This window comes from Pedococcus sp. P2_F6, from assembly GCF_056403675.1.
The window spans coordinates 45,577-61,618 of the sequence record NZ_JBFUEZ010000002.1; the positions used below are offsets into that span (position 1 = coordinate 45,577).

Annotated in this window: 14 protein-coding genes; 6 read left to right on the top strand and 8 right to left on the bottom strand. The window is 70.2% G+C overall.

Annotated elements, in window-relative coordinates; all coding sequences use genetic code 11:
- Positions 1-32: 32 nt before the first annotated feature.
- The 3 genes from glmM to rplM all read right to left on the bottom strand — a co-directional run bounded on the left by glmM (position 33) and on the right by rplM (position 2,508).
- Positions 33-1,388, bottom strand: a complete 1,356-nt coding sequence (gene glmM / locus AC1DWP_RS05590) for a phosphoglucosamine mutase (RefSeq protein ID WP_477613484.1) — start codon at positions 1,386-1,388, stop codon at positions 33-35.
- A gap of 163 nt (positions 1,389-1,551) precedes the next feature.
- The gene (gene rpsI / locus AC1DWP_RS05595; protein WP_477613485.1) at positions 1,552-2,055 is read right to left on the bottom strand and encodes a 30S ribosomal protein S9; all 504 of its coding nucleotides are present in this window, start codon (positions 2,053-2,055) and stop codon (positions 1,552-1,554) included.
- Between the two features lie 9 nt (positions 2,056-2,064).
- Positions 2,065-2,508, bottom strand: coding sequence for a 50S ribosomal protein L13 (gene rplM / locus AC1DWP_RS05600; protein ID WP_140743592.1), 444 nt, complete (start codon positions 2,506-2,508; stop codon positions 2,065-2,067).
- Between the two features lie 287 nt (positions 2,509-2,795).
- Here rplM and AC1DWP_RS05605 point away from each other — a divergent pair, with 287 nt between their 5' ends.
- The 3 genes from AC1DWP_RS05605 to AC1DWP_RS05615 are packed head-to-tail and all read left to right on the top strand — an operon-like array spanning position 2,796 to position 5,445.
- A complete protein-coding gene (locus tag AC1DWP_RS05605) occupies positions 2,796-3,407 on the top strand; it encodes an ArsR/SmtB family transcription factor (RefSeq protein ID WP_477613486.1) in 612 nt (203 codons plus the stop codon).
- Positions 3,404-4,750: an MFS transporter gene (locus AC1DWP_RS05610; RefSeq protein WP_477613487.1), complete on the top strand. Its 1,347-nt coding sequence runs from the start codon at positions 3,404-3,406 to the stop codon at positions 4,748-4,750. The genes AC1DWP_RS05605 and AC1DWP_RS05610 overlap by 4 nt, the downstream gene beginning before the upstream one ends.
- A gap of 35 nt (positions 4,751-4,785) precedes the next feature.
- On the top strand, positions 4,786-5,445 hold the full coding sequence (locus AC1DWP_RS05615; protein WP_477613488.1) for an LmeA family phospholipid-binding protein: 660 nt from the start codon (positions 4,786-4,788) through the stop codon (positions 5,443-5,445).
- A 4-nt stretch (positions 5,446-5,449) separates the two neighbouring features.
- Here the strand turns inward: AC1DWP_RS05615 and AC1DWP_RS05620 are convergent, their stop codons facing one another.
- Both AC1DWP_RS05620 and AC1DWP_RS05625 read right to left on the bottom strand, forming a co-directional pair.
- Positions 5,450-8,542, bottom strand: coding sequence for a pullulanase X25 domain-containing protein (locus AC1DWP_RS05620; protein ID WP_477613489.1), 3,093 nt, complete (start codon positions 8,540-8,542; stop codon positions 5,450-5,452).
- Between the two features lie 113 nt (positions 8,543-8,655).
- Positions 8,656-10,338 (bottom strand): ABC-F family ATP-binding cassette domain-containing protein, encoded by a 1,683-nt coding sequence (locus AC1DWP_RS05625; RefSeq protein ID WP_477613490.1) that lies wholly within the window; start codon positions 10,336-10,338, stop codon positions 8,656-8,658.
- 190 nt (positions 10,339-10,528) lie between these two features.
- On the opposite strand from AC1DWP_RS05625, the gene AC1DWP_RS05630 reads away from it, so the two are divergent.
- Complete coding sequence (locus AC1DWP_RS05630; RefSeq protein WP_477613491.1) at positions 10,529-11,401, top strand: hypothetical protein; 873 nt, start codon at positions 10,529-10,531, stop codon at positions 11,399-11,401.
- 88 nt (positions 11,402-11,489) lie between these two features.
- Here AC1DWP_RS05630 and AC1DWP_RS05635 read toward each other — a convergent pair whose 3' ends face one another.
- Complete coding sequence (locus AC1DWP_RS05635) at positions 11,490-12,140, bottom strand: TetR/AcrR family transcriptional regulator (protein WP_477613492.1); 651 nt, start codon at positions 12,138-12,140, stop codon at positions 11,490-11,492.
- Positions 12,141-12,201: 61 nt separating this feature from the next.
- Here AC1DWP_RS05635 and AC1DWP_RS05640 point away from each other — a divergent pair, with 61 nt between their 5' ends.
- On the top strand, positions 12,202-12,786 hold the full coding sequence (locus tag AC1DWP_RS05640; RefSeq protein WP_477613493.1) for a dimethylsulfonioproprionate lyase family protein: 585 nt from the start codon (positions 12,202-12,204) through the stop codon (positions 12,784-12,786).
- Between the two features lie 19 nt (positions 12,787-12,805).
- On the opposite strand, the gene truA is transcribed toward AC1DWP_RS05640, so the two are convergent.
- Positions 12,806-13,675, bottom strand: coding sequence for a tRNA pseudouridine(38-40) synthase TruA (gene truA / locus AC1DWP_RS05645; protein ID WP_477613494.1), 870 nt, complete (start codon positions 13,673-13,675; stop codon positions 12,806-12,808).
- A gap of 66 nt (positions 13,676-13,741) precedes the next feature.
- On the opposite strand from truA, the gene AC1DWP_RS05650 reads away from it, so the two are divergent.
- Positions 13,742-14,941: an MFS transporter gene (locus AC1DWP_RS05650; protein ID WP_477613495.1), complete on the top strand. Its 1,200-nt coding sequence runs from the start codon at positions 13,742-13,744 to the stop codon at positions 14,939-14,941.
- Positions 14,942-15,300: 359 nt separating this feature from the next.
- Here the strand turns inward: AC1DWP_RS05650 and rplQ are convergent, their stop codons facing one another.
- A complete protein-coding gene (rplQ, locus tag AC1DWP_RS05655; RefSeq protein ID WP_477613496.1) occupies positions 15,301-16,020 on the bottom strand; it encodes a 50S ribosomal protein L17, sunset domain variant in 720 nt (239 codons plus the stop codon).
- Positions 16,021-16,042 lie beyond the last annotated feature (22 nt).

Genomic DNA, 16,042 nt, shown 5'->3' on the forward strand with positions numbered 1-16,042 from the left:
GCACGCCTCGCCTCGCGGCGCGCGGTGTGGCGTCAGAGGGAGAGTCGGGCCTTGACGACCTCGACGAGACGGTCGGCCACTGCCTGGGCCTGCTGCTGCTCGCCGGCTTCGACCATGACACGGACGACAGGCTCGGTGCCGGACTTGCGCAGCAGCACCCGACCGGTGCCGGCGAGCGCCACCTCCTCGGCCTTGACGGCCTGCTGGAGCTCCTCGTCGGACTCGACGCGAGACTTGTCGACGTCCTTGACGTTGATCAGGACCTGAGGCAGGCGGCGCATCACGGTGGCCAGCTCGGAGAGCGGCCGACCGGTCTCGGCCACGCGAGCAGCCAGCATCAGGCCGGTGAGGACACCGTCGCCCGTGGTGCCGTGGTCGAGGAAGATGACGTGGCCGCTCTGTTCGCCACCCAGGGAGTACGACGACGCCCGCATGTCCTCCAGGACGTAGCGGTCGCCCACCGCGGTCTGCCGCATCGCGATCCCCTCGCGCTCCATGGCCTGGAGCAGACCCAGGTTGCTCATCACCGTGGCGACCAGCGTGTCCTTGGCGAGGGCTCCCCGCGACTTCAGGGACACCGCGAGGATGGCCATGATCTGGTCGCCATCGACCTCGACGCCGTTCGCGTCCACGGCGAGGCAGCGGTCGGCGTCCCCGTCGTGGGCGATGCCGAGGTGCGCACCGCGGCGGAGCACGGCGGCCTTGAGGTGGTCGAGGTGGGTCGAGCCGTATCCGTCGTTGATGTTGAGGCCGTCGGGCTCGGTGCCGATCTCGAACACCTCGGCGCCGGCCAGCCGGAACACCTCGGGCGAGACCGAGCTCGCCGCTCCGTGGGCACCGTCGATGACGACCTTGATGCCGTCGAGCCGGTTGGGCAACACCGTGAGGAGGTGGGAGATGTAGCGGGTGTGCCCGTCGGGCATCGTCACGACCCGACCCACGTCGGCGCCGGTGGGGCGGTCCCACTCCTGGTCCAGCCGGGCGGCGATCTCGTCCTCGATCTGGTCGTCGAGCTTGTGACCACCTGCGGCGAAGAACTTGATGCCGTTGTCGGGCATGGCGTTGTGCGACGCCGACAGCATCACGCCGAAGTCGGCATGGGTGTCCCCGGTGAGGAACGCGATGGCGGGCGTCGGCAGCACGTTCGCGTGGTAGACGTCGACCCCGGCCGAGGCCAGGCCCGCGATCACGGCGGCAGAGAGGAACTCACCCGAGGCGCGGGGATCCCGGCCGACCACGGCCTTGGGGCGGCGACCGGCGCGGCGGGCGTCGTCACCGAGGACGTGCGCTGCCGCCACGCTGAGCCGCAGCGCGAGCTCGGCCGTGATGTCGACGTTCGCGAGGCCGCGAACACCATCGGTACCGAAGAGTCGTGCCGTTGTGGGCATGGAGGGGAGCCTTTCCGACGATCAGGGTGCGCACCCGGCATACCTCGTCGGCCTGGCCCGGGCACACGGACGCAACTGGAGCGAACCTACTCCTGACAACGCCGCAGGCGGCACCCGAACTGTCGGGTGCCGCCTGGGGCGGTGCTGCTGGCAGGAGCCAGGATCAGCGCTTGGAGTACTGCGGAGCCTTGCGGGCCTTCTTGAGACCAGCCTTCTTGCGCTCCGGGACGCGGGCGTCACGGGTGAGGAAGCCGGCCTTCTTGAGCGCCGGACGGTTCAGCTCCTCGTCGATCCCGTTGAGCGAGCGGGCCACGCCGAGGCGGACCGCGCCGGCCTGGCCGGAGGGGCCACCACCGTGGACGCGCACGAGCACGTCGTAGGCACCGTCGAGCTCGAGCAGCGTGAGCGGCTCGTTGACGATCTGCTGGTGGACCTTGTTGGGGAAGTACGCCTCGAGCGTGCGGCCGTTGATCTTCCACTCGCCGGTGCCGGGGACGATGCGCACGCGGGCGATGGCCTGCTTGCGTCGACCGGTCGCGGCGCCGGGCGCCGTGGCGCTCGCGCGACGGGTGGGCTCGTCGGAGACGGGGCCCTCGGACTCGGAGGTGTACTCGGTCAGCTCGACCTCGTCACCCTCGACAGGGGTCTCAGTGTTGATATCAGTCACAAGAAATCCTTACTGGGAGACCTGGGTGATCTCGAACGGGACGGGCTTCTGGGCGCTGTGCGGGTGCTCGGAGCCGGCGTAGACCTTGAGGTGGGTCAGCTGCTCACGACCGAGCGTGGTGTGCGGGAGCATGCCGCGGACGGCCTTCTCCACGGCCTTGGCCGGGCTCTTGGCGAGCAGCTCGGTGTAGGAGGTGCTCTTGAGGCCGCCCGGGAAGCCGGAGTGGCGGTAGGCCTTCTTCTGCTCGAGCTTGGCGCCGGTGAGGGCGACCTTCTCGGCGTTGATGATGATGACGAAGTCGCCACCGTCAACGTGCGGGGCGAACGTGGTCTTGTGCTTGCCGCGCAAGAGGATCGCGGTCTGGCTCGCCAGGCGACCCAGGACGATGTCCGTGGCGTCGATGACGTGCCAGGTGCGAGTGACCTCGGCCGGCTTCGGGGTGAAGGTGCGCAAAGTTCTGAACCTTTACATCGGTCATGTCTGGGAAATGCGGTGGTCATGAGGAACTGCGATGGTTCGGTATGCCGTGTGCGCCCGAGGCGCACGGACCGCTGGGCGGTCCGGGGTGTCGCCTTTCGAGGGCGCACGGCACAACAGTGCTCAAGTTTACGGGCAACGCGCTGTGCACCCAAATCGCCTCTGACAGCCCGGGAAACAGCCCCTGACCTGCGGCGATACCCATGCACATTTTTGTTGCACACTACTTGTGCAAACGAACTATGCAAAGGTATTGTGCACGCATGGCCCCCTCCACCACGAAGATCGGCGACCTGACCGGCCTGCGGCTCGACGCCGCCGCGCTCAAGGTCCTCGCCCACCCCCTGCGGTCACGACTGCTGAGCGCACTGCGCATCGACGGCCCGGCGACCGCCACCGACCTCGCCACCCGGCTCTCGACCAACTCGGGGGCGACGTCCTACCACCTGCGCAAGCTCGAGTCGGTGGGCCTGGTCTCGGACACCGGCGAGGGTGAGGGCAAGCGACGGCTCTGGCAGGCGGCCACCGACTTCCACACCTGGGAGGCGAGCGACTTCGCCGGCGACGAGGACTCCGAGACGGCGCTCAACTGGCTGGTGCGCGACTACGCCCGCCACTTCGCCCAGCAGTTCGAGCGCTGGCTCGATGTCCAGGAGACCTGGCCCCTCGAGTGGCGGGACGCGGCGGGGATGAGCGACAACTTCGTCGTCGCCACCCCCGAGCAGGTGGAGCAGCTGAAGGTCGAGCTCGACGAGCTCCTCCTCAAGTACCGCCGCGTGGGGCAGGGCAACCCGAAAGCACGGCGGCTGGCCGTCTACAGCGCCATCTACCCGCTGGACCTCGACCGGGTCCCGACCGGCAAGGACATGTCGTGACCACCCTCTCCCCCACAGCCGCCAAGCGGGTCTTCCTGATCCTCAGCACGACCCGGTGGCTCCCCGTCGGTTTCGTGGTCGGCATCTTCACCCTCGTCGCCCGCGAGCGCGGCCTCACCATCCAGCAGATCACGCTCTACATGACCGCGCAGGGGATCATGGTCTTCCTGCTCGAGCTGCCGACGAGCGGCTTCGCCGATGCGCTCGGCAGGCGTCCGCTCCTGCTGGTCGCCGGGGTGGTCAACATCGGCGCCGGCGTGGCCTTTCTCTTCGCCCAGTCCTTCTGGCAGTTCGCCCTGTCGGCCGGCCTGATGGGGGTCTACCGGGCGCTGGACTCCGGGCCCCTCGAGGCCTGGTACGTCGACACGGTTCACGAGCGCGAACCAGGGGCCGACGTCCACCGCGCCATGTCTGCTCAGGGCGTGCTGGTCGGGATCGGCATGGGTGGCGGTGCACTCGTGTCGGGTGCCTTGGTCGCCTGGCACCCGTTCCGCGACTCGAGCGCGCTGCTCCTGCCGATCCAGGTCTTCGTGGCCTTGTGCGTCGTGCACCTGGTCGCCACCGTCGTGCTGCTGCTCGAGACCCCGCGCAGCGACAGCAAGATGCGGGCCCGGCTGGCCGACTCGGTCCGTGAGACGCCCGTGGTGGTGCGCGACGGCGTCCTCCTGGTGACCCGCAACCGCGTGTTGGCCGGGCTGGTCACGGTCGAGCTCTTCTGGGTCATCGGGATGATGGCCTACGAAACGCTGATGCCCCTGCGCCTGTCCGACCTCCTCGGCTCGGAGGCCAGGGCCGGAGCGTGGATGGGCCCGGCGGCGGCGGGAGGCTGGGCGTTGTTCTCGGTCGGGTCCTGGCTCGGCGGGCGCGCAGCCGACCGCTTCGGGCTGGTGCAGGCCGCCGTGCTCGGTCGCGTGCTCAACGGCCTGGGCGTCGTGGCGATGGGTCTGGTCCTGGGGCCTGCCGCCCTCATCGCGGCCTACCTCGTGACCTACTCGCTGCACGGGGCTGCCAGTCCCGCGTACATGGGCCTGATGCACCGCGAGGCGAGCGCGAAGAACCGAGCGACGATCCTGTCCCTGGGCTCCCTCGTCATGCAGGCGGGCGGCGCTGTCGCGGGTCCCCTGCTCGGCCTCCTGGCTGCGCGCACGTCGATCGCCACGGCGATGGTCGTCGCGGGGGCCATCAGCACCCTGGGCTTCGTCTGCTTCCTCCCGGCCTGGCGCCGGCGGCCCGCCCAGCCGGTCGAGGGGCGCGACGTGGAGGAGCGCGAGGTGGAGGGGCGCGACGTGGAGGAGCTCGAGGTGGGACAGCGCGAGGTCGAGGACGCCGCCACCACCCAGTGAGCCGGCAGGGTCGCCAGCACGGGAGAGGATGGGGCATGCGCAGGTTCCTGCTCGGTCTCCTCACCGGACTGCTGGCCGCTGCCCTCCTCCTCGGGGCAGGGGTTGCGGCCCTGGTGCTGTCCGTCCCTCACGACGACCCGCCACCGAGCCCGCCGCCGGTGGCGATCCCCGGCGCACCCACGCGGCTCGGACAGGGACAGACCTGGCTGTCGACAGTCGCCCTCGACAGCGCCGCCGTCCTCACGGCTGACGGCCCGCTCACCGACGTGCGCGCGACAGGGCGCGAGGTGAGCCTCACCGAGCGGGGCCTCACCGCGGGCAGCCTGACCATCGACGCCGTCCTCCCCTTCGCGTCCGCCGGCGCGCAGGTGGGCGACGGCGTGGTGCTGTATGCCGCGGGGTCGGGCCACGCGGGCCTGCGCCGGACCGTGACGTTGCTGGGTCGCGACGTACCGGTGACCGCGACGGGCACCGTGCGCGCCGAGGACGGCCTGCTCGTGATCGAGCCGGAGACGGTGGACCTGGGCGGCCCGGACCTCCTCAACACCGCGGCCTCGGCTGCCGTGCGCCGCCTCGTGACCGTGCGTCAGCAGGTCGAGGGACTGCCCCAGGGCATGCGCCTGACCAGCGTCGAGGTGGTCGCGGGAGGCTTCCGCGTGCACCTCGAAGGCCGTCGCATCGCGTTGGTCAGCTAGCCCCTCACTCGCTCGTCACCGTCGTGAGGTGCGACACCGAGTCGAAGCTGAAGGTCGTCGTCGCGCCGGCAGCAGGCACGGTCAGGGCGATGTTGCCCGGACCACCGCCGTCCCCGTAGCTCTCGGCGAACGACAGCCCGTAGGCCACCTTGAACTCGTAGTCGCCGGCGGGGATCAGCTTCGTGGACCACGTGAAGACACCGTCACCGTCCTTGTCCTGCAACCACGGTCGCATGCAGGAGGGCTGCCAGTCGGCGGAGCAGCCGAGCTCGGACTGGAAGGTGCCCGGCGCCGTGACGATCAGCCCCTGTTCGTCGGACGTCGCCCAGTGGGTCGTGGGGTCGTAGTAGAAGGTCACCTTGCCGTCGTCGGTGTCGTAGGAGATGTTCGCGCCGTCGCGAATCCCCTTGTCGCCGTAGTTCTCCGCCCAGCCGCCATCGAGAGCGGCCTTGTAGGAGTAGGACCCTGCGGGGAGGGTGAAGGCCTTCTTCCAGATGCCGTCGTTGGGGTCGAACGCCAGCATGGCCTGGGTGCACGCAGGCATCCAGTCCTCCGAGCAACCCATCTCGGAGTTGTGCGTGCCGGCCACCGTGACGCTGGTCGGCTGCGTGGGAGGCCGGTCACCGTTGTCGATCACCGGCTGGGGCGGGTTCGCGACCACAGCCCAGGTGGAGTCGGCGGCGACCCGGCCAGCGGCGTCCTTGGTGACGGCCCGGTACTCGAGGTAGGTGTCGACCGGGAAGCCCGAGACGTCGTGGAACACGCGGAACGGAGCGTTGTCGTCGGTGCCCAGGGTCGTCCAGGTCGACGTCCCGACCGGCCGGTAGAGGAAGGTCGTCTGGGCGAAGGTGCTGGCCTGGACCTTCGCCGTGATCTCGGCGCGGCCGTAGATGCCGTGGCCACCGTCTGCGCCGACCACCTCGGCCTGGACGGTCGGGACCGCGCCGGAGGTGGCGATGGCCTTGTTGGCCCGCCACACGCTCACCGTGAGCGGCGGGACGGTGACGGTGACCGACCCGTCAGCCTTCGGCTTGGTCGCGGTGTCGGTGCCGAACACCGGCGTGAACACGACCCCGTTGCCCTTGCTCCACGTCGGGAACGTGGCCGTGGAAGCCTTGGTGTCGTTGTTGGCCGCGACCACGTACTCGACCTTCTGCCCCGCGTCGATGCGGGACACCGCGAAGATTCCGGCACCGTCGGCGGCATACCTGTTGATCTGGGCACCGTCCGCGAGCGCAGGGTGCTTGGCCCGGACCTGGGACAGTGCCGCGATGTGCTGGTAGATCGGGTTGGTGGTGCCGTACCGGTCCATGGAGCCGTCGGGGCCGCCGAGCACCGTCTCGTTGTTGTAGAGGGCGACCTTGCTCGCGAACATGTCCTCGCGCGCGGCCTGGTCACCACCGGTGCTCACGAAGCCCTGCTCGTCGCCGTAGTAGGTGACCGGGTTGCCGCGTGTCGTGAACATGAGCGAGTCCGCGAACTGGACCCGCTTGAGGTGCTCGGCCTCGGTGGTCGCCGAGTCCTTGAGGAACATCGCGACGCGGCCCATGTCGTGGTTCCCGAGGAACGTCGGCAGCTGGTAGGCGTTGCTGTCGGCGTCGGTGTACCAGTCGTCCTTGGCGAAGAAGTCGGCCAAGGTCTTGGCGGGCCGGCCCTTGGCGAAGTCGACGCCCTGCTGCTGGAACCCGAAGTCGAGGGTGGCCTGGAGCTTGCCGGCCGTCGTGTACTCGGACATGACCGCGGGGTTTCCGTCGAAGACCTCGCCGAAGGCGAAGAAGTCCTGCTTCCCGGCCTGCTTGGCATGGCCGAGGATGTCGGGGATGAACTTCTGCCAGAACTCGAGGTTCACGTGCTTGACGGTGTCGATGCGGAACCCGTCGATGCCGAAGTCGACCCACTTCTTGTAGATGTCGCCCATGCCCTTGACGACCTCGGGGCGCTCGGTGAACAGGTCGTCCAGTCCCGAGAAGTCGCCGTAGGTCGAGGACTCGCCGGCAAAGGTCGAGTCACCTCGGTTGTGGTACATCAGCGGGTTGTTCAGCCACGCCGGGACCTTGGCGGTGTCGCCGCCCGGGTGGAAGAAGGGCACGTACGGGAACGACGTGGCCGGGTTCATCTCCGGGAACGCCTTGTCGATGTAGGCACGGTCGTCGAAGGTCGTGCCCGATGCGTCCTTGTACGGGAACCTGCCCTTGGACCGGTACGTGTACTTGCCGCCCTCGTAGTCGATGACGTCGGCCGTGTGGTTCGTGATGATGTCGAAGAAGACCTTCATGCCCTTGGCGTGGGCCGCGGCGATCAGCGACGTCATGTCGGCGTTGGTTCCCAGGTGCGGGTCGATCTGCGTGAAGTCGGTGACCCAGTAGCCGTGGTACCCGGCGCTCTCCTGCCCCGGGCCGCCCTGCACCGCCTTGTTCTTGAAGCTCGGCGTCAGCCAGATCGCTGTGGTGCCAAGGCCTTTGATGTAGTCGAGCTTGCTCTCGACGCCCTTGAGGTCGCCACCGTGGTAGAAGCCCTTGGCGGTCGGGTCCAGACCCGTCGTCAAGGGTCCACCCGTCAACCCTCCGGCGTCGTTGGCCGTCGAGGCGTTGGCGAACCGGTCGGCCATGACGAAGTAGAAGCGCTCACGGGTCAGGGAGGAGCGCAAGGAGCTCTTCGCGTATGCCGCGTCGGCGGCCGTCGTGCCCCCGGCAAGGTCTGCGGGGGCGAAGGAGACCACGTGGCTCGTGTCGTCGTAGCTGAACGCCACCCGCATCGGGCTGAGCAGCTTGAGCGAGAGGTTCGCCCCGTCGGGCTTGCCGTCCACCCCGTAGTTGACCGCCCACGAGTCGTTGATGGCGACCTTGAAGGCCCACGTCCCCGCTGGCACGGTGAAGGTGCTCGCATAGGTGGCAGTGGTGCCGACCCGGGCCAGCTTGGAGGCGTCGCACGGAGGCGACCAGTCCTCGAAGCAGCCGAGCTCGGTCTGCAGGTCTCCGACGAGGGTGACCGTTGCGGTCGGTGGCACCGCCACCGCGGGAGACCCCGACACCACCCCCGAACCGATCGCGAGGGCTGCACCCAGCAGCACGGCATACAGACGGCGTGGACCTGGCATGTGATGCTCCTCCGAGGTCGCGGCGCGACTCCTTCGGCGCGCTGCGGTGCCTCGCACGCTAGCTGCGAAAACCTTTACACGCATCCCCACGGTGACGCTCCGTGGGGGCCGGTTCAGCGGGCGCGGACGACCCGGCCCTCGTCCCAGACCGGTTCGTCCGATTCGTAGACCCTGCCGTCGGCACCGAAGACCAGGAACCGGTCGAAACCACGGGCGAACCACCGGTCGTGGGTGACGGCGATGACGGTCCCCTCGAACGCCGCGAGCCCCTCCTCGAGGGCCTCGGCCGAGTGCAGGTCGAGGTTGTCCGTCGGCTCGTCGAGCAGCAGGCAGGTCGCGCCGGACAGCTCGAGGAGCAGGATCTGGAACCTCGCCTGCTGGCCGCCCGAGAGCGACTCGAAGGTCTGCTCGCTGGCGCGGGCCAGGCCGTACCGGTCGAGAACCCGGGCCGCCTCCTCGCGGGGACGTCCGGTGCGGTGCTCGTCGCCGCGGTGCAGGATCTCGAGCAGGGTCCGGCCGACGAGGGCCGGCTGCTCGTGGGTCTGGGCGAACCAGCCGGGCCGCACCCTCGAGCCCAGCCGCAGGCGACCGGTGTGCGTCACCGACACCGGTTGGATGTCGCCGACCGGGCGGTGCTCGGCGTCGGGATCGCTCCCGCCGGCGGCCACGAGGCGCAGGAAGTGGGACTTGCCCGAGCCGTTGCTGCCCAGGACCGCGACCCTCTCGCCGAACCAGATCTCGAGGTCGAACGGCTTCATCAGGCCGGTCAGCTCGAGCCGCTCGGCAATGACGGCTCGCTTCGCGGTGCGACCACCCTTGAGCCGCATGTTGACGTTCTGGCGCAGGGGCGTCTCCTGCGGGGGCCCGACCTCCTCGAACTTGCGCAGGCGCGTCTGGGCGGCGTGGTAGCGCGGCGCCATCCCGTCGTTGTACTTGGCCTTGACCTTGAGCATCTGCACCAGGTCCTTGATCTTCTGGTGCTCCTCGTCCCAGCGTCGACGCAGCTCCTCGAGGCGAGAGTTCCGGTCCTCGCGAGCCTGGTGGTAGGTCGCGAACCGGCCGGGGTGGACCCACAGGGTCGAACCGGCCCCGCCTGGTTCGAGGGTGGCGACCCTCGTCGCCACCCGGTTGAGCAGCTCCCTGTCGTGGCTGACGAACAGCACGGTCTTCGGCGAGGCGATGAGCTGGTCCTCCAGCCACCGCTTGGCCGGCACGTCGAGGTAGTTGTCCGGCTCGTCGAGCAGCAGCACCTCCTCGGGGCCGCGCAGCAGCGCCTCGAGGACGACCCGCTTCTGCTCTCCACCCGACAGGGTGGTGACCTTGCGCCACTGGGCCTTGTCGAACGGCATACCAAGGGCTGCGACGGTGCAGACGTCCCACAGCGTCTCGTAGTCGTAGCCGCCCACGTCGCCCCACGCCACCAGTGCGTGGGCGTAGGCCATCTGGTCGGCCTCGCTGTCACGCTCCATCATCAGCAGCTCGGTGCGGTCGATCTCGGCCGCCGCCTCGCGCACCGGCGCCGGCGCCACGGAGAGCAGCAGGTCACGCACCGTCGACTCGTCGCGCACCTGGCCGACGAACTGGCGCATCACGCCGAGGCCCCCGGAGCGGGTCACCGCCCCCTCGTGGGCCACCAGGTCCCCAGCGATGATCCGTCCGAGCGTCGTCTTTCCCGTGCCGTTGGGGCCGATGAGCGCGACCTTGGCACCCTCTCCCACCCGCAGCGAGACGTCGCTGAGCAGCGGCCTGCCGTCGGGCAGGGTGAAGTTCACGGTGTTGATGTCGAGGTGTCCCACGGGGTCAAGGGTGCTCTACTCGACCACCGCACGTCATCTCAGTTGTCTGGCTGGGCGAACCAGCACAAAGGGACTAGACGACCTTAAAGGCTTGGCCAAGTTGGTCAGGGGCACTGCGGCCGGCCCCCGATGATGGGCGAGGTCGTCGAAAGGACAACGTGTGCCACGCCCCGCATCTCCCCTCCGCCTGATGGCTATGGTCGCCCTCGTGGCGATCGTCGGTGCCGTCGGTGTGACGGTGGCAGGTCAGGCGATGGCTGCCCCGCTGACCGCGGTCGACCGCGCGGGTCGCCCTGCGGCCGCACGAGCCATGTGGGTCTGGGACACCTCCGACCCACAGGCGGTCGTCACCCTCGCGACGGCCCGCGGGATCGGCCAGCTGTATGCCGCCGTGCCCCCGCACGTGGACACCTCGCCGAAGCTCGCCGAGCTGCAGCAGCTCGTCGCCCTGGCCGACGCGGCCGGCTTGCGCGTCGACGCCCTCGGTGGCGACCCGGGATGGGTCGACAACCCGGCGTGGGTGGTCACCAACTGGCTGCGACCGACGCTCGCGACCGGCCTGTTCACGGGTCTCCACGTCGACATCGAGCCCTACACGACCCCCGCCTGGACGAAGAACCGCAAGGCCGTCATCACGAAGTACCTCGCCACCCTCGACACCCTGCGCACCGCCGCGGCGGGCACGGCGATCGAGGCGGACATCCCCTTCTGGTTCGACGAGGTCGCCGCGAACGGCTCGACGCTGGACCTCGAGATCATGCGACGCAGCGATGCAGTCGCCGTGATGGCCTACCGCAACCACGCCGACGGACCGGACGGGACGATCGCCCTGGCCTCGGCCGAGGTGGCGGCAGGCGCCCAGCTCGGCCGCCCGGTGCGGATCGGCCAGGAGACGAACGTCCTGGGCGTCGACCCCACCGAGGTCAAGCAGACCTTCGCCGGGATGACCCGCACCCAGATGGAGGTCCAGCTGGCTGCGGTCACGGCGGCCTTCTCGACGTCGCCCACCTTCGCCGGTCTGGCGATCCACGACTCACGCGGCTACGCGTCCCTGGCTCCCTGAGCCCCGGGGCGAGCCGGCCTGCTCCCGCGTGGCTGGCTCGCCCCCGCACCCTCACCCTCACCCGGCGAACCGCACGCGACAGGGCCCCTCAGGGGTCGCCGGTGAGCAGCATCCGACACCACAGGTCGTCAAGGTGGGCGGCGTAGCGCTGCGCCGACCAGCCGCGTGAGTCCAGGAGCAGCCAGTACTCCGGCCCGTTGGTCGACCAGACGATGTCGGCGACCTCGCGGTCGGTCAGGTCGGCCCGCAGGTGACCGGTCGACCGGAGGTCCGCGGCGAAGAGCAGCATGTTCGCTGCCCTCCGCTCCACGAGCCGGGCCCACGCCTGCGCGCACTTCTCGTCGGCGTCGCCCGCGCGACGCAAGGCGTCGATGAGCGGCGCCGTCCGCGGCATCAGCCGACCGAGCGACGCGGCATACACGGCGATCTTGGCCCGGCCCGACGGCGCAGCCCGCACCGCGCGGACGTAGTCGCGCTGCTCTGCCGGGATCGGCTCGTCGGAGGAACCCAGCACCATGTCGATCACCGCCACCATCAGCTCGGGCTTGCGCCCGACGCTGGCGTACACGGTGTCGACCGACACCCCTGCCCGTGCAGCGATCTGAGCCACCGTCGTGGCGGCATACCCGTTGTCCGACAACAGGTCTCGCGCCGCCGCCAGTACGTCGCGGCGGGTGCGGGCAGCCCGCTCGGCGCGGACGGGCGAGGTGTAGCGCCGAGGCTTGACGGAGTCGCTCATAGGGCATACCTTACCAATATTCGCCCGAATCCGTTTCGGATGAATATTCGGGAGGAACCCCATGACCGAGAAGTCGACGCCCGCCACGGCCCCCACCGCCACCGCTACCGCCACCGCCACCGCCGCCGAGCGCGACGACGAGGCCATGCCACAACCCCGGGCGGTCTTCCGGCGCCAGGGATCTGCGCGCGGCACCTGGGCCATGGGCTCGCTCTTCGAGCACCTGCTGACGGCGCAGGAGTCCGGGGGCAAGCTCGGCGTTGCCCTGGTCACCCAGCCTCCGGGCATCGCGACACCCCTGCACCGCCACCACCGTGAGGCGGAGGCGTTCTACCTCCTGGACGGCAGCATGACCTACCGCGCGGGGGACGAGGTCTTCCACCTGACCGAGGGTGACTTCATCTGGTTGCCGCCGATGCTCCCCCACGCTTTCCGCGTCACGGGCGACCGGCCGGTGCGCTTCCTCGGGCTGGCCGACCCCGGTCACCTCTTCGGGCTCTACGACGAGGTCGGCCTGCCGGCCGGCGAGCTCCGCCTGCCTGGCGCTGACGGGCGACCCATGGCGGAGGAGATCCCGCGCTGGAACGCCGTCGGGCCGAAGTACGGACTCGAGGTGGTCGGGCCGCCGCTGCCCGAGGACGCCTGAGCCAAGCCCAGGTGTCGGGTCAGCCGAGGGTTCGCCTGACCCGCGACTCCCTGGCGCGGACAGCCAGCCCCGGGTCGTCGGGGTAGACGACCTCCTCGAGCGAGAGACCGTGCGGCGGCATCACCACGACAGCGGCGTCCCGGACCGCCGCCCGCATCACCTCGGCCGGCCAGTCCACCGGGCGGCGCCCCTCGCCCACCGGCACCACGGCCCCCACCAGTGAGCGCACCATGGAGTGGCAGAACGCGTCAGCCACCACCGTCGCCTCGAGCGTGCCGTCCTCGGCTCGCCGCCACGAGTAGTCGAGCAGGGTCCGCACCGTGGTCGCGCCTTCCCGCCTCTTGCAGAACGCCCCGAAGTCGTTCAGCCCCAACAGCTTCTGTGCCGCCGCGTGCATGGCGTCGACGTCGAGGGTGCGCTTGGTGACAACCGTGTCGCGGCGACGAAGCGGGTCCGCCAGCTCCGGTCGGTCCGCCAGTCGGTAGAGGTACCGCCTCTGCAGCGCCGAGAACCGCGCGTCGAAACCCTCGGCGGCGACGGCCACGGCCCGCATGCCGATGTCGGTCGGGAGTATGCCGCGCAGCCGGCTCAACGCCGCCTCCTCGGGAGTGCGGGTCGAGCGACCTGGCAACAGCGCCCAGCCGGCCGGCTGCGGGTCGAGGTGTGCCACCTGACCGCGCGCGTGGACCCCGGCATCCGTGCGCCCAGCGACGGTCAGCCGCACCGGCTCCTCGGCGCGCAGGATGGTGCTCAGGGCAGCGGACAGCACGCCTTCCACGGTGCGCAGGCCCGGCTGGGCCGCCCACCCGGAGAAGTCGGTGCCGTCGTAGCCGAAGTCGAGCCGGATCCGCAGGGGCGCAGTCGTCGGCTCCCCCTGCTGCTCGTCCATACGTCAAAGCCTAGCCACGCGCGAGGGTTGGCCCCCGCCTGACCTGACGTCTGCCAGAGTGGCCGGGTGAGGAGTGCCACCGCCCCGCCGCCGACCACCGCCACGCTGCCCCGACACCGCGCAGCGGTCGCCGCCGCCTTTGCCGTGCAGGGCCTGCTGTTCATCTCGCTGACGACGCGGCTGCCGAGGTTCCAGACCATCTGGGACCTCTCGGAGCTGTTCGTCTCGGGCCTGCTGCTCATGGTGGTGCTGCTCGCCGGCGCTGGGTCCGCCCTCGCCGAGCTGGCGGCCACCCGCATGGGCAGCGCCGGCACGCTGCGGGCCGGGTTCGCCCTGCAGGCAGTGGGCCTGGGTGCTGTCGCCGTGGCGCCGCAGCGTGCCGTCTTCGTGGCGGGCCTGGCGGTCTACGGCCTGGGGCTGGGAGCGGTCGACGCGGCCTCCAACATGCAGGCGGTGGCGGTGGAGCACCGCTACGGCCGCACCATCCTGCCGTCCTTCCACGGCGCCTGGACCGCAGGCGGGATCGTCGCAACGCTCGTCACGATCGCCGTGACCCGGCTCGGACTGGTCGCCGGCCTGCTGCCGCTCTGTGTGCTCGCCCTCGGACTGCTCGCGGCACCCCTGCTGCCCGCGAGTGCCGACGCCCCCGCCACCGCCTCGGACAGCCCCGCCCTCGAGGTGCCCTGGCGCAAGATAGCCCTGCTCGGCGCCGCGATGGTCCTCTTCTACATGGTCGACACGGCAGCCACCACGTGGGGGCCGGTCTTCCTCAAGTCGGTGCACGATGCCCCCGACTGGTTGCTCCCCCTCGCGACCCTTCCCTATCTCGTGGCGAGCCTTGGCACTAGGCTCGCGGGCGACGCCGCGGTGGCCAGGGTCGGGGCGGTGCCGCTGCTGCGGATCGGTGCACTCGTCGCCTGCGCGGCGCTGGCCGTCATCGTCTTCTCGCCGTCGTGGCCCGTCGCCGTGCTGGGCTTCACCGTGCTCGGCGGCTCGGTGGCGGTGATCGCTCCCCTGTCCTTCTCCGCGGCGGCAGTCGTCGGCGGCGGTGGGCTCGACCCCGAGGCGCGCCGCGCGAGGGTGGACGCGGTCATCGCCCGGTTCAACCAGTTCAACTACGTCGGCGGCCTGCTCGGCGCGGTCCTCACCGGAGTCGTCGGCTCCGACTCCCTGCGACCGGGCTTCGCCGTGCCGATGGTCCTGATCCTGGCCATCCTCCCGCTCGCCGGCGCCTTCCGCGCAGAGCCGGCCCCCCGGCATACCTGACGCGGTCGACGGGCGGCCTGACGCGCAGGACGCCCGCACTTGTTGCCACACGCACGTCACCAGACCCCCGAAACAGCCCCTCCGTGACCGCCACCCAGCAACAAGTCACAGGACGCCCGCACTTGTTGCCAGACGCACGTCACCAGACCCCCAAAACAGCCCCTCCGTGACCGCCGTCTGGCAACAAGTCGCAGGACGCCCGCACTTGTTGCCGGACGCACGTCACCGGACCCCCGAAACAGCCCCTCCGTGACCGCCACTCAGCAACAAGTCGGAGACCGGACAGGCGACAGGGCCGTCCACCCCGCGTGGGGTGAACGGCCCTGTCGGTATGCCGTGTGGTGCCTGTCGTGCGTAGGTCAGGCGCCGGCCTTGGTGAAGCCAGCGGCCTCTGCGTCGGCAGCAGACTTGAACCAGAACTCGGCCACCGTCTGGTCGAACCACTGACCGTCGGCCTCGTGGTACTTGCCGGAGTCGGCGTTGCCCTTGACGGTGTACTCCGCGTCGGGGGACGAGCCGTCCTCGTTGGCGGCGACGGCGCCGGCCGGGACCTCCTTGGCCGAAGCCTCGGTGGTCTCGGTCGCCTCGGTGGTCTCCTCGGCCTCGGCCTTGGCCTCGTCCTCCGCAGCCTTGGTCTCGGCAGCAGCCTCCTTGGCCTCGGCCTGCTTGGCGGAGCGCTTGGTGGCGGCCTCCGCCTCCTTGACGGTCGCCTTCTTGGCCATCGGCTCGCGGACGAGCTCGATCACGGCCATGGGGGCGTTGTCACCCTTGCGGGCGCCAATCTTGGTGATGCGGGTGTATCCGCCGGGACGCTCGGCCATGTCGGGCGCGATCTCGGTGAAGAGACGGTGCACGACACCCTTGTCGGAGATGACCGACAGGACGCGACGACGGGCGTGCAGGTCACCGCGCTTGGCGAACGTCACGAGACGCTCGGCCAGCGGGCGCAGGCGCTTGGCCTTGGCCTCGGTGGTGGTGATCGAGTCGTGCTCGAACAGCGACTGCGCCAGGTTGGCCAGGATCAGTCGCTCGTGGGCCGGACCGCCGCCGAGACGGGGACCCTTGGTGGGGGTAGGCATGGTTCAGGTTCTCCTTGGTGTG